The 22,079-nt window shown below is 64.3% G+C and carries 18 protein-coding genes; 14 read left to right on the plus strand and 4 right to left on the minus strand.

Features of this window, described 5'->3' with window-relative positions:
* Positions 1-58 precede the first annotated feature (58 nt).
* From E5X88_RS25010 to E5X88_RS25035, 6 genes are all read left to right on the plus strand, one after another.
* Entirely contained in the window at positions 59-1,336 is a 1,278-nt protein-coding gene (locus tag E5X88_RS25010) for a lytic murein transglycosylase (protein WP_292166026.1), read from the plus strand.
* Positions 1,337-1,558: 222 nt separating this feature from the next.
* Positions 1,559-3,202 carry an ABC transporter substrate-binding protein gene (locus E5X88_RS25015; RefSeq protein ID WP_292166028.1) on the plus strand — a complete coding sequence of 548 codons (1,644 nt, stop codon included), beginning with the start codon at positions 1,559-1,561 and terminating at the stop codon, positions 3,200-3,202.
* An 18-nt stretch (positions 3,203-3,220) separates the two neighbouring features.
* Positions 3,221-4,288, plus strand: a complete 1,068-nt coding sequence (locus E5X88_RS25020; protein ID WP_292166030.1) for an ABC transporter permease — start codon at positions 3,221-3,223, stop codon at positions 4,286-4,288.
* Complete coding sequence (gene nikC, locus E5X88_RS25025; RefSeq protein WP_292166031.1) at positions 4,285-5,205, plus strand: nickel transporter permease; 921 nt, start codon at positions 4,285-4,287, stop codon at positions 5,203-5,205. Before E5X88_RS25020 ends, nikC begins: the two co-directional genes overlap by 4 nt.
* Entirely contained in the window at positions 5,202-6,035 is an 834-nt protein-coding gene (locus E5X88_RS25030) for an ABC transporter ATP-binding protein (RefSeq protein WP_292166034.1), read from the plus strand. Before nikC ends, E5X88_RS25030 begins: the two co-directional genes overlap by 4 nt.
* Positions 6,032-6,781, plus strand: coding sequence for an ABC transporter ATP-binding protein (locus tag E5X88_RS25035; RefSeq protein ID WP_292166035.1), 750 nt, complete (start codon positions 6,032-6,034; stop codon positions 6,779-6,781). The genes E5X88_RS25030 and E5X88_RS25035 overlap by 4 nt, the downstream gene beginning before the upstream one ends.
* A 226-nt stretch (positions 6,782-7,007) precedes the next feature.
* Here the strand turns inward: E5X88_RS25035 and E5X88_RS25040 are convergent, their stop codons facing one another.
* The 3 genes from E5X88_RS25040 to E5X88_RS25050 are packed head-to-tail and all read right to left on the minus strand — an operon-like array spanning position 7,008 to position 12,225.
* Entirely contained in the window at positions 7,008-10,112 is a 3,105-nt protein-coding gene (locus E5X88_RS25040; RefSeq protein WP_292166036.1) for an efflux RND transporter permease subunit, read from the minus strand.
* Positions 10,109-11,185 (minus strand): efflux RND transporter periplasmic adaptor subunit, encoded by a 1,077-nt coding sequence (locus E5X88_RS25045; protein WP_292166037.1) that lies wholly within the window; start codon positions 11,183-11,185, stop codon positions 10,109-10,111. Before E5X88_RS25045 ends, E5X88_RS25040 begins: the two co-directional genes overlap by 4 nt.
* Positions 11,182-12,225 carry an efflux RND transporter periplasmic adaptor subunit gene (locus tag E5X88_RS25050; protein WP_366929974.1) on the minus strand — a complete coding sequence of 348 codons (1,044 nt, stop codon included), beginning with the start codon at positions 12,223-12,225 and terminating at the stop codon, positions 11,182-11,184. The genes E5X88_RS25045 and E5X88_RS25050 overlap by 4 nt, the downstream gene beginning before the upstream one ends.
* On the opposite strand from E5X88_RS25050, the gene E5X88_RS33705 reads away from it, so the two are divergent.
* Positions 12,179-12,382 carry a hypothetical protein gene (locus tag E5X88_RS33705; protein WP_366664801.1) on the plus strand — a complete coding sequence of 68 codons (204 nt, stop codon included), beginning with the start codon at positions 12,179-12,181 and terminating at the stop codon, positions 12,380-12,382. The two genes, E5X88_RS25050 and E5X88_RS33705, sit on opposite strands and share 47 nt — an antisense overlap.
* A 197-nt stretch (positions 12,383-12,579) precedes the next feature.
* Positions 12,580-13,857 (plus strand): 4-aminobutyrate--2-oxoglutarate transaminase, encoded by a 1,278-nt coding sequence (locus tag E5X88_RS25055; RefSeq protein WP_292166040.1) that lies wholly within the window; start codon positions 12,580-12,582, stop codon positions 13,855-13,857.
* A 66-nt stretch (positions 13,858-13,923) separates the two neighbouring features.
* Here the strand turns inward: E5X88_RS25055 and E5X88_RS25060 are convergent, their stop codons facing one another.
* Positions 13,924-15,177, minus strand: a complete 1,254-nt coding sequence (locus tag E5X88_RS25060) for an FAD-dependent oxidoreductase (protein ID WP_292166042.1) — start codon at positions 15,175-15,177, stop codon at positions 13,924-13,926.
* A 485-nt stretch (positions 15,178-15,662) separates the two neighbouring features.
* Between E5X88_RS25060 and E5X88_RS25065 the strand changes: the two genes are divergently transcribed.
* The 6 genes from E5X88_RS25065 to E5X88_RS25090 all read left to right on the plus strand — a co-directional run bounded on the left by E5X88_RS25065 (position 15,663) and on the right by E5X88_RS25090 (position 22,026).
* Positions 15,663-16,952, plus strand: a complete 1,290-nt coding sequence (locus tag E5X88_RS25065) for an imelysin family protein (RefSeq protein ID WP_292166153.1) — start codon at positions 15,663-15,665, stop codon at positions 16,950-16,952.
* Between the two features lie 65 nt (positions 16,953-17,017).
* The gene (locus E5X88_RS25070; RefSeq protein WP_292166044.1) at positions 17,018-17,329 is read left to right on the plus strand and encodes a (2Fe-2S)-binding protein; all 312 of its coding nucleotides are present in this window, start codon (positions 17,018-17,020) and stop codon (positions 17,327-17,329) included.
* Complete coding sequence (gene bfr / locus E5X88_RS25075) at positions 17,295-17,780, plus strand: bacterioferritin (RefSeq protein WP_126037586.1); 486 nt, start codon at positions 17,295-17,297, stop codon at positions 17,778-17,780. Before E5X88_RS25070 ends, bfr begins: the two co-directional genes overlap by 35 nt.
* A gap of 12 nt (positions 17,781-17,792) precedes the next feature.
* Complete coding sequence (locus E5X88_RS25080; RefSeq protein WP_292166046.1) at positions 17,793-19,394, plus strand: di-heme oxidoredictase family protein; 1,602 nt, start codon at positions 17,793-17,795, stop codon at positions 19,392-19,394.
* Complete coding sequence (locus E5X88_RS25085) at positions 19,394-20,473, plus strand: imelysin family protein (RefSeq protein ID WP_292166048.1); 1,080 nt, start codon at positions 19,394-19,396, stop codon at positions 20,471-20,473. The genes E5X88_RS25080 and E5X88_RS25085 overlap by 1 nt, the downstream gene beginning before the upstream one ends.
* A gap of 446 nt (positions 20,474-20,919) precedes the next feature.
* Entirely contained in the window at positions 20,920-22,026 is a 1,107-nt protein-coding gene (locus tag E5X88_RS25090) for a DUF1513 domain-containing protein (protein WP_292166050.1), read from the plus strand.
* The last annotated feature ends 53 nt before the right edge of the window (positions 22,027-22,079 follow it).

Raw genomic sequence — 22,079 nt, forward strand, 5'->3', positions numbered from 1 at the left:
CAACGTTGAAGAGAAGGCGCGGTCAGTGCAGCTGCCAATCTCCCCCCTCGTGGGGGAGATGTCCGGCAGGACAGAGGGGGGCGCGACAGAGCGCGACCTTCGCAAATTCAGCTTTGCATTTCTTCTCGTCGGACTCACTCTCATCCTCCTCGCCGCCCCCGCTTCCGCCGCAAAAATCGACGATCAATTCCACGCCTGGCTGCAGAACGACCTCTGGCCCGATGCCAAGGCCAAAGGCATCTCCAGAAAAACCTTCGATGCCGCCTTCGACGGCGTCAAACCGAACCTCAAACTGCCCGACCTGGTGATGCCGGGCAAAAAGACGACGACGCCGCAGAAGCAGCGTCAGGCGGAGTTTGGTTCGCCCGGCGCCTATTTCGCCGAAAAGACGGTTCGCGCCGTCGCCGCCGGCGGGCGGGCGCGCAAGACGACCAATGCCAGGACGATTGCGGCGATCGAGAAGCGTTACGGCGTGCCGGGCGACGTGCTGCTGGCGATCTGGGGCCGCGAGAGCGGCTTCGGCGCGGCGAAGATGCCCTACGACGCCTTCGAGGTGCTGGGCACCAAGGCGTTCATGGCGACCAGGAAGGATTTCTTTCGCACCGAGCTGATGGCGGCGCTCGAACTCGTCGAGCGTGGGCTGGCCCCGGTCGGCGCGATGAAATCGTCCTGGGCAGGCGCGCTCGGCCAGCCGCAGTTCATGCCGACGTCCTTCCTGAAGCATGCCGTCGATTTCGACGGCGACGGCCGGGCCGACATCTGGAACTCGGTGCCGGACACGCTGGCCTCGATCGCCAACTACCTCGTCCACTATGGCTGGGTGAAGGGCCGTGACTGGGGCTTCGAGGTGACGGTGCCCGAGGCGGTCTCCTGTTCGCTCGAAGGTCCGGACCAGGGCAAGAGGATTTCCGAGTGGGCTGATATGGGCATCAAGCGTGTCGCGGCAAGACCGTTTCCGGCGCGCGAGTTGAAGGCCGAAGGCTTTCTCTTGATGCCGGCCGGGCGCAGCGGTCCGGCCTTCATCGTCACGCCCAATTTCTACGTGCTGAAGCAATACAACACCAGCGACCTCTACGCCCTGTTCATCGGCCATGGCGCCGATCGCATCGCCCATGGCGACAGCAATTTTTCGAGGAGTTGGGGCGCGGTCGGCGGGCTCCACAGGTCGGACATCGCCGCCCTGCAGCGGGCGCTGGAGGCCAAGGGCTACGATGTCGGCAGCGCCGACGGTCTGCCCGGTTTCAAGACACGCCGGTCGATCGGCAAATGGCAGGCCAGCAATGGTCGCGCCGCCACCTGTTTTCCCGATGCTGAGCTGGTCACGGCACTGAAATAGCCGCAATCCGGTTGTTGCTCCCGGCTGGTGGTGGCAGCCCGATCTGGTCCAACCAAGCGCCTCGCAAATGCCCGTTGCCGCGCTTGAAACCGCCGGATAAGGTGAGGCGGAACTGGACAAAAATTGCCAAGACAACCGGTTCAGGGGCTTCATTCGATCCGGCAAGAAATGCCGCAACCCTGAGCCGGGAACTCAGGTCAACAAAACAGGGAACAGTCAAAAATGATGATGGAAAAGTTTGCTCTACGCTCCCGCTTCTTGCTTGCGGGCGCGGCCATGTCTGCGCTGCTTCTGGCCGGTGCACCTGCCCTTGCTGTCACGCCCGCCGACACGCTGGTCGAGGGTTTCGCGATCGACGACATCATCTCCATGGATCCGGGCGAGGCGTTCGAGCTGTCGACCGCCGAGGTCACCGGCAACACCTATGATCTTCTCGTCCGCCTCGACCTCGACGATACCTCCAAGGTCAAGGGCGATCTCGCCGAAAGCTGGAGCGTCTCCGACGACGGCCTGACCTATACCTTCAAGCTCAAGCCCGGCCTGAAATTTGCCTCGGGCAATCCGATCACGGCGGCGGACGTCGCCTATTCGTTCGAGCGCGCCATCAAGCTCGACAAGAGCCCGGCCTTCATCATCGGGCAGTTCGGCATCGATGGCGGCAACGTCACCGAGAAGGCCAAGGCCGTCGATGACACGACGTTCCAGTTCACCGTCGACAAGGCCTATGCACCGAGCTTCGTCCTGAACTGCCTGTCGGCAACCGTCGCCTCGGTCGTCGACGCCAAGCTGGTCAAGGAACATGTCGCCGCGGTTACGCCCAGCGACGACTACAAATACGACAACGACTTCGGCAACGCCTGGCTGAAGACCGGCTATGCCGGCTCCGGCGCCTTCAAGCTGCGCGAATGGCGCGCCAACGAGGTCGTCGTCCTGGAGCGCAACGACAATTATCACGGCGAGAAGGCCAAGCTTGCCCGCGTCATCTATCGCAACATGAAGGAGAGCTCGGGCCAGCGCCTGGCGCTGGAGGCCGGCGACATCGACGTTGCCCGCAATCTCGAGCCCAACGACCTCGATGCCATCGCCAAGAACGCCGATCTCACCACCACCAGCGCGCCGAAGGGCACGGTCTATTACATCAGCCTCAATCAGAAGAACCCGAACCTCGCCAAGCCCGAGGTGCGCCAGGCCTTCAAATATCTGGTCGATTACGACGCCTTAAGCTCGACCATTCTCAAGGGCATCGGCGAGATCCACCAGACCTTCCTGCCCGAGGGCGATCTGGGCGCTGTCGACGAAAACCCGTTCACGCTCGACGTCGCCAAGGCCAAGGAACTGCTCGCCAAGGCCGGCCTCGCCGACGGCTTCAGCGTCACCATGGACGTGCGCAACACCCAGCCGGTGACCGGCATGGCGGAATCGTTCCAGCAGACGCTGGGACAGGCCGGCGTCAAGCTGGAGATCATCCCCGGCGATGGCAAGCAGACGCTGACCAAATACCGCGCCCGCAACCATGACATCTATATCGGCCAGTGGGGCCAGGACTATTTCGATCCGAACTCCAACGCCCAGACCTTTGCCAGCAACCCGGACAATTCGGATGAAGGCAAGACCAAGACCTTGGCCTGGCGCAACGCCTGGGACATTCCGGACCTGACCAAGGAAACGGAAGCGGCCCTGCTCGAGAAGGATTCGGCCAAGCGCGCCGCAATGTACCAGGATCTGCAGAAGAAGGTCCTCGAAACCAGTCCTTTCATCATCGTTCACCAGCAGCTGGAAGTGGCCGGCCTGCGCAAGAACCTCAAGGGCTTCGCGCTCGGCCCGAGCTTCGACACCAACTTCGTCGGCCAGATCTCCAAGGAATGATGCCGGCGGACGCGCCGCATGAGCACGGTTGAAAGCGAAGCGACGGCAGGGCGCGGCAGCGCCCGTGCTATCGCTGTCGCGTCGTCGGTCGCCCGTTTCCTGGTCATCGCGATAACCACCTATCTCGGTCTTCTCGCGGTGACCTTCTTCATCGGCCGGGTCATCCCCATCGACCCGGTGCTGGCGGTGCTCGGCGACCGGGCGCCGGCCAATGTCGTCGAGCGCACCCGCCGCGAGATGGGGCTCGACCTGCCATTGATCGAGCAGTTCTACATCTATGTGAAGAATGCGCTGAACGGCGATTTCGGCACGTCGGTGCTGACCACCAACCCTGTCATGACCGACATCCGCCGCGCCTTTCCGGCGACGATCGAGCTGGCGACGCTGGGGACGCTGATCGGTTCGGTGATCGGCGTGCCGCTCGGCGTGCTGGCCGCGGTCCGGCGCGGCAGCATCATCGACCAGATCGTGCGCATCATCGGTCTGGTCGGCTACTCCGTGCCGATCTTCTGGCTGGGACTGCTGGCGCTCGTGCTGTTCTATGCCAGGCTGCAATGGGTGGCTTTTCCCGGCCGCCTCGATATCGTCTACGAATACACCTTCACGCCGATCACCGGTTTTTATCTTCTGGATGCGCTGTGGCAGCGGCAGTGGGATGTGTTTCGCGATGCATTCCGCCACATCATCCTGCCGGCCTCGCTGCTCGGCTATTTTTCCCTCGCCTATATCAGCCGGATGACGCGATCGTTCATGCTGAACGAGCTTGCCCAGGAATATATCGTCGCGGCGCGCGCCAAGGGCCTGTCGGAAACGCGTATCATCTGGGGCCATGCGTTGCGCAACGCGGCGGTGCCGATGGTCACCGTAATCGCGCTCTCCTATGCCGGCCTGCTCGAAGGCTCGGTGCTGACCGAAACGGTGTTCTCGTGGCCGGGCATCGGCCTTTACATCACCAATTCCCTGCAGAACGCCGACATGAACGCCGTGCTCGGCGGCACCATCATCATCGGCTCGGTCTTCATCGGCATCAATCTCCTGTCCGACCTGCTCTACCGTGTGCTCGATCCCAGGACCAAGGCACGATGAGCGTTGAGGCAATCCAGAGCCGTCGCGACTGGCTGCTCAGCGAGCGGCCGGCCTCGCGCATGCAGGCAAGGCTCGGCCGCGCCTATGTGGCGTGGCGGCGCTTTTCCGCCAACCGGCTGGCGTTTCTCGGCCTGCTGATCATCATCGCCTTGCTTGTGGTCGCGGCCCTTGCCGATGTGCTGGCTCCCTATTCGCCGACATTCGGCGACCTCAAGGGGTCGCGGCTGCTGGCGCCGAGCGCCGCGCACTGGTTCGGTACCGACGACCTCGGCCGCGACATCCTTTCGCGCGTCATCTTCGGCTCGCGGTGGACGCTCTACGTCGTCATTCTCGTCGCCATCATCGCCGCCCCCATCGGCCTGCTGGTCGGCACGGTCGCCGGTTATGCCGGCGGCTGGATCGATGCGATCCTGATGCGCATCACCGACATCTTTCTGGCCTTTCCGAAGCTGATCCTGGCGCTGGCCTTCGTCGCGGCACTTGGCCCCGGCATCGAGAATGCAGTGCTCGCCATCGCCATCACCTCATGGCCGCCTTACGCACGCATTGCCCGTGCCGAAACACTGACCGTGCGCAATTCGGATTACATCAAGGCGGTGCAGTTGATGGGCGCCTCGCCGTTCCGCATCGTGCTGCGCCACATCATGCCGCTCTGCATCTCTTCGCTGATCATCAGGGTGACGCTCGACATGGCCGGCATCATCCTGACCGCCGCCGGTCTCGGCTTCCTCGGCCTCGGCGCGCAGCCGCCACTGCCGGAATGGGGCGCGATGATCGCCTCGGGCCGCCGCTTCGTGCTCGACCAATGGTGGGTGGCCGGCGCACCGGGCTTTGCCATCCTCATCGTCAGCCTCGGCTTCAACCTGCTTGGTGACGGCCTGCGCGACGCGCTCGACCCCCGGAGCGGTGACCAATGAGCACGCTTCTCGACGTCGACGACCTGCGCGTCACCTTCCCGACCCGCACCGGCCTGATCGAGGCGGTGCGCGGCGTCTCCTTCTCGCTTGGCCGCGAACGGCTCGGCATCGTCGGTGAGAGCGGTTCCGGCAAATCGCAGACCGGCCGCGCCATCATGGGCCTGACCCCGCCGCAGGCCGAGGTCACCGCCAGGAAACTCGCCTTCGACGGCATCGACCTGCTCGCGGCCTCGCCCCGTGACCGCAGGGCGCTGCGCGGCAAGCGCATCGCCATGATCCTGCAGGATCCGAAATATTCGCTCGACCCGGTGATGAGCATCGGCCGTCAGATCGTCGAGACGCTGCGCACGCATGAGAAGGTCGGCAAGGCCGAAGCCCGCGACCGGGCGCTCGCCATGCTGGAGGCGGTGCAAATCCGCGATCCGGCCCGCGTCTTCGACCTGCATCCGCACGAGGTTTCGGGCGGCATGGGCCAGCGCGCCATGATCGCCATGATGCTGATCGCCGGGCCGGAAATGATGATCGCCGACGAGCCGACTTCGGCGCTCGACGTCACCGTGCAGCTCGATGTGCTGAACATCCTCGACAAACTGGTCAGCGAGCGCGGCATGGGGCTGATCTTCATCTCGCACGATCTGCGCCTGGTATGCTCCTTCTGCGACCGCGTGATCGTCATGTATGCCGGCAAGGTGGTCGAGCAGATCAAGGCGTCGGAGCTCCGCGACGCCCAGCACCCCTACACGCGCGGCCTGCTCAACTGCATGCCCAGGATCGGCTTCGAACGTCATCCGCTGCCGGTGCTCGACCGCAAGCCGGAGTGGGCAGCATGAATGCGGCCCTTTCCATCGACGGGCTGGAGGTGGTCTTCGACCGCTTTCGCGCGCTGAAGGGCGTCAGCCTCGAGGTGAAGTCTGGCGAATCCTTCGGCCTGGTCGGTGAGTCCGGCTCCGGCAAGTCGACGTTGCTCAGGGCAATCGCCGGCCTCGCGCCGGCCGTTTCGGGCACCATCGCGGTCAACGGCAAGAGGCTCGGCACACGTCGCGACAAGGCGTTCTATCGCGAGGTGCAGATGGTCTTCCAGGATCCGTACGGCTCGCTGCACCCGCGCCAGACCGTCGACCGCCTGCTGCAGGAGCCGCTCGCTATCCACGGCTTTGCCGATAGCGAGAAGCGCATCCAGCGGGCGCTGGACGAGGTCGGCCTGGGGACCGGCTTCCGCTTCCGCTATTCGCATCAATTGTCGGGCGGCCAGCGCCAGCGCGTGGCGATCGCACGTGCCCTGATCCTCGAACCGTCGATCCTGCTGCTCGACGAGCCGACCTCGGCGCTCGATGCCTCCGTGCAGGCGGAAGTGCTCAATCTGCTGGAAGAGATCCGGCGGCGGCGCAAGCTGACCTTCCTGATGGTCAGCCATGACCTCGCCATCATCACCCATATGTGCGAGCGGCTGATGGTGATGCAGGACGGCGAGGCGGTGGAAAATCTCACGGCAGCCCAACTTGTCGGGCACCGCGTGACCAAGGACTACACGCGCAATCTGCTCAGGGCGAGCGACGGGTTTGTGCGGACGGCGTGAGCAGGCTTACTTTCAATTCCCGCGTCGTGCTCCTTCGCGCCTCCCTCTGGCCTGCCAGCCATATCTCCACAAGGAGGAAGATAAGCAGCTTCGTCGGCAGCATTCATTCTACAACGTTCGCGATTGGCGAAATCAGTGGTGACAGCCAATCTCCCCACCCGTGGGGGAGATGGCCGGCAGGCCAGAGGGAGCGCGAAGGAATGCGACCCAATTCGCAACCTTCGCATCAGGCCACGCTGCCTGTCGGAACCTCGTCGGCCTCGCCGTTTGCGCTCACCTCGTCTTCCGGCGTCGGTTCCCTGATCCTGAACCACGCGACATACAGCGCCGGCAGGAACAGCAGCGTGATCGCCGTGCCGGCGATGATGCCGCCCATCATGGCGTAGGCCATCGGCCCCCAGAACACTTCGCGCGCGATCGGAACCAGCGCCAGGCTGGCGGCGGCGGCCGTCAGCGCGATCGGCCGCATGCGGTGCTCGGTCGCCTCGATGACGGCCGCCCAGCGATCCTTGCCCTCGGCGATCAGATCCTCGATCTGCACGATGAGGATGACCGAGTTGCGGATCAGGATGCCGATCAGCGCCAGCACGCCGAGGATGGCGACAAAGCCGAGCGGCGCCCCGCTGGGCACGAGCGCGGCGACCACGCCGATCAGGCCGAGCGGCGCAACGGCGACGACCAGGAACAGGCGCTGGAAGCTCTGCAGCTGGATCATCAGGATCGTCGCCATGATGAACAGCATCAACGGCACCACGGCGGCGATCGGCCCCTGGCTGTTGGCGCTTTCCTCGACCGAGCCGGCAGTGGCTATCGAATAGCCTGGCGGCAGCTTGGCGATGAAGGCGTCGACCGAGGGCTTCAATTCATTGACGACGGTGGCGGGCAGCACGTCGCCGACCAGTCCGGCGCGCACGGTGATCGTTGGGATGCGGTCGCGACGCCACACCGTCGGCTGTTCGAGGTCGTAGCGGAAGTTCGCCACGGCGGCGAGCGGGATCGCCTCGCCGGTTCCGGTTGGCAGCTGCATGTTTTGCAGCGTCCCGATCGAGCCGCGTTCGGCCTCGCGCGAGCGGGCAACGACGTTGATCAGATAGGTGGCGTCGCGCACCTGGGTGATGGTGGAGCCGCCGACGGTGCTGTTCAGCGCGCTTGCTATGTCGGACGAGGTGATGCCGAGCTGGCGCGCCTTGTCCTGCAAGACATCGACCCTCAGCACGCGCTCCGGCTCGTTCCAGTCGAAGGTCGGCGCGGCGACCTTCGCGTTGGCGGAAATGACCCCGGCGAATTCCGTCGCCAGCGTCCGTACCGTCTGGATATCGGGACCGCCGACGCGGTACTGCACCGGTCGCCCGACCGGCGGCCCGAGCTCGAGCAGCTTGACGAAGGCGTCGGTGCCGACGAACTCTTCGCGCAGCAGCTTTTCCAGCGCCGGCTTGACCCGGTTGCGCGCCTCGATGCTCTTGGTGACGATGACGGTCTGGCCGAAATAGGGATTGGCCGGCTGCACGTCGAAGGCGAGCACGAAACGCACCGCGCCCTGGCCGATATAGGAGCTGAAGTGATCGATATCGGGGTTGCCGGCCAGCGCCCGCTGCTCGAAACGCTCCATCTGGTCGCGCGTCTCGGCGATCGAAGAATTCTGCGGCAGGTTCCAGTCGACGATCAGTTCCGGACGATCCGAGGGCGGAAAGAACTGCTGTTGAACGAGGCCAAAGCCGGCCAGTGACCCGGCAAACAGAAGCACCGTGGCGATGATGGTCAACCAGTGATGGCGCACGGAGCCGACAAGGATGCGCCGGAACAGGCGGGTGAAGCGGCCGGGCTGGTCGTGATGCTGCTGTTTCATCGTCGCCGGCAGGATGGTGACGCCGAGCAGCGGTGCAAACAGCACCGCCACGATCCATGACACCAGGAGCGAGACGGCGATGACGACGAACAGCGTGAAGGTGTATTCGCCGGCGGCGCTGTTGTTGAGGCCGATGGGGATGAAGCCGGCGACCGTCACCAGCGTGCCGGTCAGCATGGGAAAGGCGGTCGAGGTATAGACATAGGTCGCCGCCTTGCGCAGATTGTCGCCCACCTCCAGCCGCGCCACCATCATCTCGACCGCGATCATCGCATCGTCGACCAGCAGGCCGAGCGCGATGATCAGTGCGCCCAATGAAATGCGCTGCAGCGAGATGCCGAGATAGGCCATGACCGTGAAGGTGATGGCCAGCACCAGCGGGATGGAAAGCGCCACGACGAAGCCGGCGCGCATGCCGAGGCTGATGAAGGACACCGCGAGCACGATCGCCACCGCTTCGAACAGCGCACGAGTGAAGCCCGAAACCGCTTCCTCGACGATCACCGGCTGATCGGCGACCAGGTGCACGCCGACGCCGATCGGCAGCTCGGCCAGCACCTTGGTCATTTCCTCCTGCAGTGCCTCGCCGAATTCGAGCAGGTTGGCGTTGGGCTTCATGCCGATGGCAAGCCCGATCGCATCCTGCCCGTTGAAGCGGAACAGCGCCGTCGGCGGGTCGGCGTAGCCGCGGGTGATTGTCGCCACGTCGCTCAGGCGGAAGAAGCGGTCGTTGACGCGCAGATTGATGGCGCGAAGGCTCTCCTCGGAGGTGAACTGGCCGCCGACACGCACGCTGATGCGTTCGGGTCCGGATTGGATGACGCCGGACGGGGTGATGGCGTTCTGGGCTTGCAGGCTGGCCACGATTGCCTGCTGGTTGAGGCCGAGCGCGGCGATCTGGCGGGTCGAGAATTCGAGATAGATCGCTTCGTCCTGGGCGCCGACGAGGTCGACCTTGCCGGCATTCGGCACGGTCAGGATCTTTGTCCTGACATCCTCGACATAGTCGCGCAGTTGCCGAGGCGTTAGCCCGTCGGCGGTGAAGGCGTAGATATTGCCATAGACATCGCCGAAACGGTCGTTGAAGAACGGCCCTTGCACACCTTGCGGGAACTGGGCCGAGATGTCGTTGATCATGTTGCGCACCTGAAGCCAGGTCGGCACGACATCGCGTGCCCTGGTTGTCGGCTTCAGGTTGACGAAGATGACGGTCTTGCCGGCGGTGGTGACCGAGCGGGTGAAATCGAGGCTGTCGAGCTCCTCGAGCTTCTTCTCGATGCGGTCGGTCACTTGCCGCAGCGTCTCGTCTACCGAAGCGCCCGGCCAGTTGGCCTGGACCAGCATGGTCTTGATGGTGAAGGCCGGGTCTTCCTCGCGGCCGAGATTGAGATAGGCCGCGACGCCGGCCACGACGAAGACCAGCATGAAGTACCAGACCAGCGAGCGATGGCCGAGCGCCCAGTCGGACAGGTTGAAGCCCTTCATATGGCCCCTCCTTCGGCAATCCTGACCTTCTGGCCTTCCACCAGGCTGTGAACGCCGGCGGTGACCACGCGCATGCCGGGCTCGAGGCCTTCGGCGACAATGAATGTGGCGGCGCCTTTGGCGGCGATCTTGACGTCGCGTGTGCTGACGCTCGACGTTTGCGCGTCGACGACCCAGACCTTGTCGGCGCCGTTCTTCTTGAGCAGTGCCGACAGCGGCAGCTCGATCGTCGGCGCTACTTTTGCCACGCGTGTCGCCGTCACCGTCGAACCGAGCCGGAACGCCACCGGCGGGTCGGTAAGCGTCAGCCGGACGCGGCGGGTGCGGGTCGCACTTTCGGCTTGCGGCGCGACCTCGCGCAGTCTGGCTTCGGTGCGGATCGTCGGCAGCGATTGCAAGGTAATCTCGAAAGGGGTGTCGACCGCGAGGTCGCCGGTCAGCTGGTCGGGGATATCGACAACTGCCTCGCGCAGGTCCGAACGCGCCACGGTGACAACCGTTTGGCCGGGCGAAACCGTCTGGCCGACCTCGGCGCCGACGGCGGTGACGACGCCGTCAAAATCCGAAAACAGTCTGGTATAGCCGAGCTGCTCCTGTGATTTGGCAAGCGCGGCCTTGGCCCGTTCGACACCGGCCTCTGCGGCCTGCCTGGCTTGCCGGGCGGCATCGAAGACGGCCTGCGAGGTGTTGGCGGCGGCAAGCAGCTGGCGCTGGCGCTCCTCACTCGCGGCGGCATTGGCGAACTGCGCCTCGGCATTGGAGAGTTCCGCCTTTGCCGCCTGGGCGGCAAGGTCCAGGCCAGTCGGGTCGAGCGCGGCGATCGTCGTTCCCTTGCTGACGATGTCGCCGACATTGACGTCGCGAGCGACAACCCGGCCCAGCAGGCGGAAGGCGAGGTCGGCGCTGAATTGCGGTTCGACCGAGCCGGCAAACCCGAATACCTGGCTGGTGCGCGGTTCGACCACAATCGACAGCACCGGCCGGACGATCTCTGGCGGCTTCTCGTCCGCTTGCGAGCAGGCGGCAAGCAATGCCAAGGTGAGCAAAGCGGGAATGCGCGGCAGCCGGCTCATTGCCCTGCTCCCGCTATCTCGACCGTCTGCCCCGGGCTGAGCAGCTGACCGCCGGCGGTGACCACGCTTTGTCCGGCCTCCAGTCCCTTGTCGATGACGACGGTGCCGGAATCGAAGGCCAGCACATTCACGGGGGTCGTGGCCACAGCCTTTGTCGACGCATCGACAACCCAGACGGCCGGCTTGCCGTCGCTCGAGGTCAGCGCCTGCCAGGGCAGGATGACGGCTTTCGACGGCTTGGCGCTGGCCGAGCCGATGACGGCGGCGCCCAGCGGCATGCCGGCGGGTGTGTCGGCAATGGCGACCTTGACGCGGATCGAACCCGAAGCCGGATCGACCGCCGGCGAGATCTCGCGCACCTTGCCCGTCGCCTTGACCTGCGGGTCGGACAACAGCGTGATCGTCACCGCGGGTGCCGCCGGCGTCTTGGCGACCAGCGTTTCCTGCACATTGAAAACCGCGTCGCGGTCGCCGTCCTCGGCGATGGCAAAGACGGTCTGTGCCGCTTGAACCACCTGCCCGGCTTCGACCTGGCGAGCGGTGACCACGCCGGCCGCTCCAGCCTTGAGCTCGGTGAAGGACAGGTTCTCCCTGGCGTTGGCCAGCGCGCTTTGCGCCTGTTCGACGCTGCCTTGTGCCACCTTCAGCGCCTGATCGGCCGCATCGTAGTCGCGCCTTGTGGTGTAGCCCTGGGCAAGCAAGGTCTTCTGTCGTTCGAAGGCGGCGGAAGCCTGGGTCAACTGCGCTTGCGCCGCATCGAGGTCGGCCTGTGCCGAGCGCAGGTCCGATTCCTGTTCCTGCGGATCGATACGGGCAAGAACGGCATCCTTGTCGACATGCTGGCCGACATCGACAAGGCGCTCGGCGACGCGGCCGCCGACGCGGAATGACAGGTTGTTCAGTGTGCGCGCCGCGATCACGCCGGTGAGCGAGGTCCTGGGCGCATAGTCGGCGATCGCCACCGTCTCGGCGCGCACCATAACCGGCAGTCTCTTGGCCGCCTCCTGCTTCTGGCAGCCGGCCAGAAGCAACGGCATCATCGCGCAGGCAAAAATGGCGGGAACGGTTGGAGACGGCAAAAGGCTGGAGGCGTTGACCGATGGTTGCGGGGCGGACGGTGTCGCATTCCTGCTCATGGGTTCCCCTGTCTGCGAGGATGCTCTCGCGGCAACACGTCGCAGGCGAATGCGAGAATAATCGATCCCTCGTAAAAGGGAACCTTTTCGTACACGTATCGGCCGATTGGTCTAGCAGAGCTGGCGAAACGGCCCGGCGCGTAACGGCAGGCCCAATCGCCTGGCGGCGGTGCCAACTTGAGGAAAACATGAAATAGGGCCAGAACAGATTTCACCAACCATCAACGAGAACGGGCACCAGCCCGGCGAGGGACGAAAATGAAGAATTCAGCCATTTCCGAACGCAAGAACCAGGCGATCTCGCGCGGCGTCGGCATGACCACGCAGATCTATGCCGACCGCGCCGAGAATTCGGAGATATGGGACGTCGAAGGCCGCCGCTATATCGATTTCTCGTCGGGCATCGCCGTCGTCAACACCGGCCACCGCCATCCCAAAGTGATCGAGGCGGTCAAGGCGCAGCTCGACCGCTTCACCCACACCTGCCACCAGGTGGTGCCCTATGAGAGCTATGTCAGGCTGGCCGAACGGCTGAACGGCATGCTGCCCGGCAAGTTCGACAAGAAGACGATCTTCGTCACCACCGGCGCCGAGGCGGTGGAGAACGCCATCAAGGTCGCCCGCAACGCCACCGGCCGGCCGGCGGTCATCGCTTTTGCCGGCGGCTTCCACGGCCGCACCTTCATGGGCATGGCGCTGACCGGCAAGGTCGTGCCCTACAAGGTCGGTTTCGGCGCCATGCCGGCCGATGTTTTCCACGCGCCGTTCCCGGTGGCGCTGCACGGGGTCTCCGTCGCCGATTCGCTGGCCGCCCTCGACCGCCTGTTCAAGGCCGATGTCGACCCGGCCCGCGTCGCCGCCATCATCGTCGAGCCGGTGCAGGGCGAGGGCGGTTTCTACGAGGCGTCGCGCGACTTCATGGTGGCGCTGCGCAAGATCTGCGACCAGCATGGCATGCTGTTGATCGCCGACGAGGTGCAGACCGGCTTTGCCCGCACCGGCAAGATGTTCGCCATGGATCATCACGAGGTGGCGCCCGACATCACCACCATGGCCAAGAGCCTGGCCGGCGGCTTTCCGTTGTCGGCGGTCACCGGCCGTGCCGAGATCATGGATGCGCCCAACCCCGGCGGGCTCGGCGGCACCTATGGCGGCAGCCCGATCGGCGTCGCCGCGGCGCATGCCGTGCTCGACGTGATCGAGGAGGAAAAGCTCTGCGACCGCGCCAATACGCTGGGCGCGCGGCTGAAGCAGCGGCTGCAATCAATCCGCGACGACACGCCGGAGATCGTCGACATCAGAGGCCCCGGTTTCATGAACGCGGTCGAGTTCAACGATGTGAAGAAGGGCCTGCCGTCGGCGGAAATCGCCAATGCGGTCCGTCTGAAGGCGCTCGACAAGGGCCTGATCCTGCTCACCTGCGGCGTCTACGGCAATGTCATCCGCTTCCTGGCGCCGATCACCATCCAGGACGGCGTCATGAACGAAGCGCTCGACATTCTGGAAAGCTCGATCCGCGAGGTCCGTGCCGCCTGACCCTCGTCTGCTCCGGGATGTGTTGAGATTCAGGTCAGGCCGGCATCACCTGAATACCAACATATCCTATTCAGCGGCGCGGACAGGCTCTTCCTGCTGGAAGGCGGCGAGCGCCGCCTTCAGTCCGTCCGGTCCCGTCGCAACCGTCTGCGGCGTCGGCGAGAAGCCGGCGCCGAGCATCTTGCGGCCAAGCATGTGGTCGCCGGGGCGATTGACCGATTCGATGCCGAGCAGCCGGTTTGCCGCATAATGGTAGATGGAGAATCTGTTCTCGTTGACGTCGCCCAGCACGACATGGCTGTCGCCGCCCGAAATCAGACCGACCATTTGCAGCTTCATGTCGCCGATATCGGACCAGAACCATGGCACCGCCGCAAAGGCGTCCGCATGGCCGAGGATGGTGCGCGCGGCAAGGCGCGCCTGGTCGGTCGCGTTCTGCACCGATTCCAGTCGCACGTCGCTGCCGGTGAGCCAGTGCCGGTAGGCGGCGGCATCGCCGATGGCAAGGATTTCGGCCACAGACGTACGCATCTGCTGGTCGACGCGGATGCCGTTGGCGATAGTGATGCCCGCGGCTTGCGCCAGTGCGACATTGGGCACGACGCCGATGCCAATGACGACCATTTGCGCCGGCAGGTGCTCGCCGCTTGAGGTGACCGCGGCCGAGACATAGCCGTTTTCGCCTTCGAGCCGGGCAATCGTCGTGCCGGTGAGGATGCGGACGCCAGTTGCTTCCAGCCGCTGCCGCACATGGCTGGCGATGACCGGCGCCACCGCCCGGCCGAGCAGCCGGTCGACCGCCTCGACCACCGTGACCCTGCGGCCGGCCGCTTTCAGCGTCGCGGCGATTTCCAGTCCGATAAAGCCGCCGCCGAGGATGACGACATCTTCGCTCTGCGCACTCAATTCGCGGATCAGGCGCGCGTCGGCCAGCGAGCGCAGCGACACCACGCCTGAAAGATCCGAACCCGGCAGCGGCAGGATGCGCGGCCGCGAACCGGTCGCCAGGATCAGCCGGTCGAATGCCAGCACGCCGCCACCTGATAGCTCCAGCCTGCGGCCTCCGGTATCGATGCGGTCGACCCTGATGCCCGGCCGGTAGTCGATCGCGCTGCCGGTGTAGAAAGCCTCACCGCGCAGCGGCTGTGGTTTGGCCTCTTCGTCCTTGATGAAGGTCTTCGACAGCGGCGGCTTGTGATAGGGCAGTTCGCTCTCGTCCCCGACGAGGATCACGGATCCGTTGTAACCGTCCTCGCGCAGGCTGGCGGCCGCTTGCACGCCCGCGTGACCCGCACCGACAATGACCACACCGTTTTTCATCGCAGCCCCAATTCCTTAATCCCCCAATTTCTTAATCCCCGAATTCCTTAATCCAAGTCTAGGACGTCTCGCCAAGTGGCGATTGTCTGACGCCGCCGCAAGACCGCTTTTGCGGGTCGCACCCGGAATGGCGGTCTGTCAATTGTCTCGTTCGACGGCGACATGGTAAATAGGGATAAAGTTGACACTTGCAGTTTAGAATAATTCTAAACTGTTGTTTCAATTGGTTTTTCTCTCCGAAATTGGTTGACTTCCGCCCCCTGCATCGCTTTATGAGAGCTTGCGCGTCAAGCGCACCCTTTGATGTCTGGGCCTTGAACCCTTTCGATTGGAGGCATTTCGATGTCTTTCTTCTGCGAACCGCGCCATGCCGCGGTCTGTTTTTTGCCCGATGGCATGGACCTGCCCTGGCGCCGATTGCCTGCCGAAGCGCCTTTGGCGCCGGCATTTCACTGAATTCCGAGGAGATGACAGTCATGAGAGCGATGATCACGGCACGATATGGCAGGCTCGCCGCGATCGGCGCCACGGCGGCATTGACGGCGGCGATATTCGTGTTGCCGGCCAAGGCGGAAACCGATGCGAAGGCGGTCATCAAGACCTATTCCGACATCGCGCTCGCCAAATATGAGGATTCTCTGACCACGGCACAGGCGCTCGACAAGGCCGTCGAGGCGCTGCTCGCCAAGCCTTCGGAGGAAACGCTGACCGCCGCCCGCGAGGCCTGGAAAGCGGCGCGCGTTCCCTATCAGCAGACCGAAGTCTACCGCTTCGGCAACGCCATCGTCGACGACTGGGAAGGCAAGGTGAATGCCTGGCCGCTGGACGAAGGCCTGATCGACTATGTCGCCGAGAGCTACGGCACCGAGTCGGACGCGAATGCGCTCTACACCGCCAATGTGATCGCCAACAAGTCGATCGAGATCAACGGCCAGAAGATCGACGCCGCTGAGCTGACGCCCGAGTTCCTCTCCGGCACGCTGCAGGAGGCTGGTGGCATCGAATCCAATGTGGCGACCGGTTACCACGCCATCGAATTCCTCCTGTGGGGCCAGGATCTGCACGGCACCGGCGCAGGCACTGGCGAACGGCCCTATACGGACTATGACCTCGCCAACTGCACCGGCGGCAATTGCGATCGCCGGGCGCAGTATCTGAAGTCGGCGAGCGACCTTCTGGTTGCCGACCTGCAGGACATGGTCAACGACTGGAAGGAAGGCGGCGCCGCCCGCAAGAGCCTTGTCGACGGCGAGCCGAAAGCCGGCATCTCGACCATCCTCACCGGCATGGGTTCACTGTCCTATGGCGAACTCGCCGGCGAGCGTATGAAGCTCGGCCTGCTGCTGCACGATCCGGAAGAGGAGCACGACTGCTTCTCCGACAACACCTACGATTCGCATCTCTACGACGCCGTCGGCATCCGTACTGCGTATGATGGCAGCTACACGCGCCTCGACGGCACGGTCGTCGAGGGGCCCTCGGTATCGGACATGGTCAAGGAGGCCGATTCGGCGGTCGACAAGGAACTGTCGGACAAGCTGAATGCCACCGTCGCCAAGATGGAAGCCATCAAGGCGCGGGCGCTTGCCGGCGAGGCTTATGACCAGCAGATCGGAGAAGGCAACACGGAAGGCAACGCCACCGTGCAGGCGGCGATCGACGCGCTGGTCGATCAGACCAAGTCGATCGAACGCGCCGTCGGCACCCTGAAACTCAATGCCATTGCCTTCGAGGGGTCCGACAGCCTCGATGCGCCCGACAAGGTGTTCCAGTAGGGCGTCAAAGCCGAGTATCAGCCACACGGCGCCGAGAAAGCGCCGTCAGCCAATCAGAGCAAACTATGCTGATCTGCCATTGCAATATCATCACCGAGAAGGAGATTGAGCAGACGATCGTCGGGCTGCTGGATCAGGATCCCTGGCAGCTTATCGTGCCGGCGAAGATATATCATGCCATGCAGAAGCGTGGTCGCTGTTGCGGCTGCTTCCCAAATGTGGTCGAAACGATCATTCGGGTCACCGAAAATTACCATGCCCGCTCGGAGGCGAGCGGCGTGGACATCGTTTCACACCTGGATCGCGTCAGAGGCCTGCGCGTCCAATACGGGAGCAGTACCCATGAAAGGCGAACAACAGATCATCGAGCGGCTTAATGAGGCTCTCTTTCTGGAGCTCGGAGCGGTCAATCAGTACTGGGTGCATTTCCGGCTGCTGGAGGACTGGGGATACGCCAAGCTGGCAAAGAAGGAACGCGCGGAATCGATCGAGGAGATGCACCATGCCGACCGGCTGGTGGCCCGCATCATCTTCCTTGAAGGCCATCCGAACCTGCAGTCGGTAGCGCCGCTGCGCATAGGACAGAATGTCAAGGAAGTGCTCGAATCCGATCTTGCCGGCGAGTACGACGCGCGCACCGCCTACAAGCGGTCGCGCGAGATTTGCGAAGAAGCAGGCGACTACGTGACGATGAAGCTGTTCGAGGATCTGCTGTCCGACGAGGAAGGTCACATCGACTTCCTCGAGACGCAACTCGACCTGCTCGCCTCGATCGGCGAGGAAAAATACGGCCAGCTCAACGCGGCATCGGCCGACGAGGCGGAATAAGGACATGCGGGAATGCGGCGCCCCTTAGATTTCTTGCGCCGCTTGCGGCGGGCCGAGGACTACGGCCTGCCGTCCCAGCAAAACCTGCGATGGCTTCGCGGGCTATCGCTTGCCGTTGGGGTCGCGCTGACAGCCTCGGCGGTGGCCGGCGCAACCGAGTCGGCGGGCCTCGCCACCAGCCGTACCGATCTGACGCCGAAGGATCTGGCGCGTGTCATCGCCATCACCAGGCCGACCAAGGATTTTTCCAAGCCCGAGCAGTTCGAGCCGATGCAGGGCGGCGCCGGCACGTCGCGGAAAGGTGTCAACAAGGACGCCTTCTCGCACTCCTCGACCAACATCACATTCGAGGAAGAAGGCACCTTCAAGCTCGGCAATGCCATTTTCCGCAAGAACTGGGTGTCGTCGCCCTCCTCGACGCAGGCATCGGACGGGCTTGGGCCGCTGTTCAACGAACGGGCGTGCCAGAATTGTCATCTGAAGGACGGCCGCGGTCATCCGCCGAAAGGCGATAGTGGTACCACCTCCATGTTCCTGCGGCTGGCGCGGCAGGCGAGCACCGAGGAGGAGAAAGCCGTGCTTGCCGAACGCAAGGTGCTCAACTTCCCCGACCCGATCTACGGCTCGCAATTGCAGGACCTTGCCGTTCCGGGCCTTCGGGGCGAAGGCAGGATGCGTGTCGACTACCAGGAGCAGAAAGTCACGCTGCCGGACGGTATCGTGGTTTCACTGCGCAAGCCGAGCTATTCGGTCGACGATCTCGCCAATGGGTCGCTCGATCCGCGCACCACGCTTTCGCCGCGCATCACGCCGCCGATGATCGGCCTCGGCCTGGTCGAGCAGATCGCGCCGGCGGATATTCTCGCCCGTGCCGATCCGGACGACCGTGATGGCGACGGCATTTCCGGCAAGCCCAATATCGTGCGCGACGGCAAGAGCGGCGAACTGACGCTCGGCCGCTTCGGCTGGAAGGCGCAGACGCCGTCGATCCGCCAGCAAGCGGCGGACGCACTCGCTGGCGATATCGGCATTTCGTCGCCGGAAGTGCCGAACCACTGGGGCGATTGCACCGCAGCCGAAAAGGCCTGTCTTGCCATGCCGAACGGCGTGCAGGAGCGCCTCGGCCCGGTCGAGGCGCCGCCGCCGGTCATGGATCTCGTCACCTTCTATTCGCAAAACCTCGCCGTCCCGTCGCGGCGCGACCTCGACAAGCCCGATGTGCTGGCCGGCAAGAAGCTGTTCTACGACATGGGCTGCATTTCCTGCCATACGCCGAAATTCGTCACCCGCCGCGGTACGCCCAACAAGGCGCAGGCCTTCCAGTTGATCTGGCCCTATTCCGACTTCCTGCTGCATGACATGGGACCGGGCCTCGCCGACGGGCAGGCGGTGGGCGAGGCGACCGGCAGTGAATGGCGCACGCCGCCGCTGTGGGGCATCGGCCTTACGCAGACCGTCAACGGCAACAGCTTCTTCCTGCATGACGGGCGCGCGCGCACCTTGACCGAGGCGATCCTTTGGCATGGCGGCGAGGGGCAGGCCGCGCGCGACCGCTTTGCCGCCGCCGATGCGGCCGATCGCGACGCCCTGGTCAAGTTCCTGGAGTCGTTCTGATGTCGAAGCGTCTTGCGCTTGCTCTGGTTCTCCCGCTGGTCCTCGTCAGCGCTTTTCCGGCGTCCGCCGCTGTCAAGGCCTCCGATGTGATCCAGCGGGCGATCGACGGCTTTGTCCGCCCGGCCTATGCCCGCCTGCATGAGCATGCGGACAGCCTGACCAAGGCCATGCGCACGCTTTGCGACGCGCCCTCGCAAGAGCATCTCGATGCGGCGCGCGCCGAATTCTCCGGCACCGTGGATGCCTGGTCGGTCGTGGAGATAATTCGCATCGGACCGATCACGCAGGACAACCGGCTGGAGCGCATGCTGTTCTGGCCGGACCGCAAGAGCATCGGCCTGAGGCAAGTGCAGGCGGCGCTGGCCAATAAGGATCAGACCGCCGCCGATCCGACCCAGCTGGCGACAAAGAGCGTGGCCATGCAAGGCCTCGGCGCGCTCGAATTCGTGCTTTATGGCGATGGCGCCGAGCGGCTCGCCGGCAGGGACGATCCCTATCGCTGCGCTTACGGCGCGGCTGTCGCCGGTAACATCGAGACGATTGCCGCCGATGTCAGCGACGCCTGGAACAAGCCCGACGGTTTTGCAGCACTTTGGGCCAATCCGGGGCCGCAGAACGCGCTCTACCGCGACGGTACGGAAGCGGTGACCGAACTGGTCAGCGTCTTCATCAACGAGTTGGAAATGGTCCGTGACGTGCGCCTGAAAGGGTTCCTGGGCAGCAATCCGGAAGCCGACAAGCCAAAGCAGGCGATCTACTGGCGTTCGCAAAACACCGCGCGTTCGCTGACCGGAAATCTGGCGGGCATGGACGCGCTGTTCCAGGCCTCGCAGCTTGGCGATGCGCTGTCACCCGACGCACGCTGGATGGCGGAATCGATCCATATCCAGCTCGTCAACGGGACCGCCGACGCCACGGCCATCAGAGGTCCGATCGACAAGGCGCTCGTCGACCCGGCGCTGCGCCAGAAGCTCGAGCATTTGTCGCTGGTGACATCCAGCCTGTCGACCCTGATCGGCACCAGGCTGACCGCGGAATTCGGCCTGACCGCTGGTTTCTCCTCGCTCGACGGGGACTGAGCATGATCTCGAAACGGCGTCGACTTTTGGGGCGAGTTACTTGGCGAGGAAGTTTTTAACAGGCCGGACGCGCTTGCGTTGACGGATCGCACACTTTGGAGATTGGCCGAAACGCCCATCGCTTCGTCATCCTGGGGCGGAGCAAGGAGCGCAGCGACGCGGCGCAGACCCCAGGATCCATGCCGGAACTTCAGAGCGTTGCTTCGGTGCAGAATTCTGCTCCGCCGTACTCTTCGGCTGAGATTACGGCATGGATCCCAGGGTCTCCGCGACGGAGCTTCGCTCCTGCTTCGCCCAGGGATGACGAAGTTGGGGAGGCTTCGGCCAATCCCGAACGTCTGCGATGATCCATTCAAACGATCGGTGGGTGCTGGGCACCAAGAAGCCCTCCGGTCTGTCAAAATCACCGTGTCGAGGAATGAGACCGTGCCCGAGAGGACGGTCTCTTGAAAACCCCGCTGACCGATCGTCGCGATTTCCTCAGGGCCGCCGGAGCAGGCTTTGTGGCGGCCATGACGCCGTCCGCATGGGCGAAGACGCTTGCCGCCGACGCCGTCTTTGCCACCGCTTTCGTCAAGCGCGACGGCAGCTATGGCGCGGCCATCCTGTCCGAGGCCGGCAAGGTCCTGCTTGCCATCGACCTGCCCGCCCGCGGTCACGACGTCACCTTCGATCCGGTGTCGAAGCGCTCCGTGGTCTTTGCCAGGCAGCCCGGCACTTTCGCGGTGGTCTTCGACCACACCGGCCGCGACGAGCCGCTGACCATTGCCAGCGTCAGCGGACGGCATTTCTTCGGTCACGGCGTGTTCTCGACCGACGGTGCCCTGCTCTACGCCACCGAGAACGACTTCGATAACGCCGCCGGCGTGGTCGGCGTCTATGACGCGCATGCGAAATTCAAGCGCGTCAGCGAGTTCCCGACCTACGGCATGGGTTCGCACGAGCTTCTGCTGCTGGGTGATGGCAGGACGATTGCCGTCGCCAATGGCGGCATCGAGACGCATCCGGACTACGGCCGTGCCGAACTCAACATCGCGACGATGAAGCCTTCCTATGTGCTGGTCGACAGCCTCACCGGCGACCTCGTCGAAAAGCACGAACTGCCGCCGGCGCTGCACCAGCTTTCGATCCGTCACATGGATGCCGACCCATCCGGCACGGTCTGGTTCGGCTGCCAGTACAGGGGGTCGGGCGCCGATCGTCCGCCCCTGGTAGGCCGCGCCGCGCGCGGCAAGGATCTGCAACTGCTCGACATGCCGCAGGACGTGCTTTCTGGCCTCAGGAACTACATTGGCTCGGTCGCCGCCAACCCCGCCGCCGGCACCGTCGCCGTGTCCTCGCCGCAAGGCAACTCGCTTGCGGTGATCGATGCGGCCAGCGGCCGGATCGTCGCCACCAGCGCACTGGCCGAGGTTTGCGGCGTGGCGCCCGAGGGGGCAAGCTTTATGGCGACGACGGGCACCGGCGAAATCGTCGAAGCGGGCGGCGCGACACGGTCCGAACCCGACTATGTCTGGGACAATCACATGCTGCGCATCGAGCCGGCCGGATAGATGAACCCGGCATGGTTCCCCAACGGCTACGTTCGCTAGAACTTACCATCTTC

The sequence above is a fragment of the Mesorhizobium sp. genome, assembly GCF_004962245.1.
GTDB lineage: Bacteria > Pseudomonadota > Alphaproteobacteria > Rhizobiales > Rhizobiaceae > Mesorhizobium.

Bases quoted from the DNA above. Each gene is read 5' to 3' on its own strand.
- E5X88_RS25010 (WP_292166026.1), top strand. From the start codon at position 59: ATGTCCGGCAGGACAGAGGGGGGCGCGACAGAGCGCGACCTTCGCAAA.
- E5X88_RS25015 (WP_292166028.1), top strand. From the start codon at position 1,559: ATGATGATGGAAAAGTTTGCTCTACGCTCCCGCTTCTTGCTTGCGGGC.
- E5X88_RS25020 (WP_292166030.1), top strand. From the start codon at position 3,221: ATGAGCACGGTTGAAAGCGAAGCGACGGCAGGGCGCGGCAGCGCCCGT.
- nikC (WP_292166031.1), top strand. From the start codon at position 4,285: ATGAGCGTTGAGGCAATCCAGAGCCGTCGCGACTGGCTGCTCAGCGAG.
- E5X88_RS25030 (WP_292166034.1), top strand. From the start codon at position 5,202: ATGAGCACGCTTCTCGACGTCGACGACCTGCGCGTCACCTTCCCGACC.
- E5X88_RS25035 (WP_292166035.1), top strand. From the start codon at position 6,032: ATGAATGCGGCCCTTTCCATCGACGGGCTGGAGGTGGTCTTCGACCGC.
- E5X88_RS25040 (WP_292166036.1), bottom strand. From the start codon at position 10,112: ATGAAGGGCTTCAACCTGTCCGACTGGGCGCTCGGCCATCGCTCGCTG.
- E5X88_RS25045 (WP_292166037.1), bottom strand. From the start codon at position 11,185: ATGAGCCGGCTGCCGCGCATTCCCGCTTTGCTCACCTTGGCATTGCTT.
- E5X88_RS25050 (WP_366929974.1), bottom strand. From the start codon at position 12,225: ATGATGCCGTTGCTTCTGGCCGGCTGCCAGAAGCAGGAGGCGGCCAAG.
- E5X88_RS25055 (WP_292166040.1), top strand. From the start codon at position 12,580: ATGAAGAATTCAGCCATTTCCGAACGCAAGAACCAGGCGATCTCGCGC.
- E5X88_RS25060 (WP_292166042.1), bottom strand. From the start codon at position 15,177: ATGAAAAACGGTGTGGTCATTGTCGGTGCGGGTCACGCGGGCGTGCAA.
- E5X88_RS25065 (WP_292166153.1), top strand. From the start codon at position 15,663: ATGATCACGGCACGATATGGCAGGCTCGCCGCGATCGGCGCCACGGCG.
- E5X88_RS25070 (WP_292166044.1), top strand. From the start codon at position 17,018: ATGCTGATCTGCCATTGCAATATCATCACCGAGAAGGAGATTGAGCAG.
- bfr (WP_126037586.1), top strand. From the start codon at position 17,295: ATGAAAGGCGAACAACAGATCATCGAGCGGCTTAATGAGGCTCTCTTT.
- E5X88_RS25080 (WP_292166046.1), top strand. From the start codon at position 17,793: ATGCGGCGCCCCTTAGATTTCTTGCGCCGCTTGCGGCGGGCCGAGGAC.
- E5X88_RS25085 (WP_292166048.1), top strand. From the start codon at position 19,394: ATGTCGAAGCGTCTTGCGCTTGCTCTGGTTCTCCCGCTGGTCCTCGTC.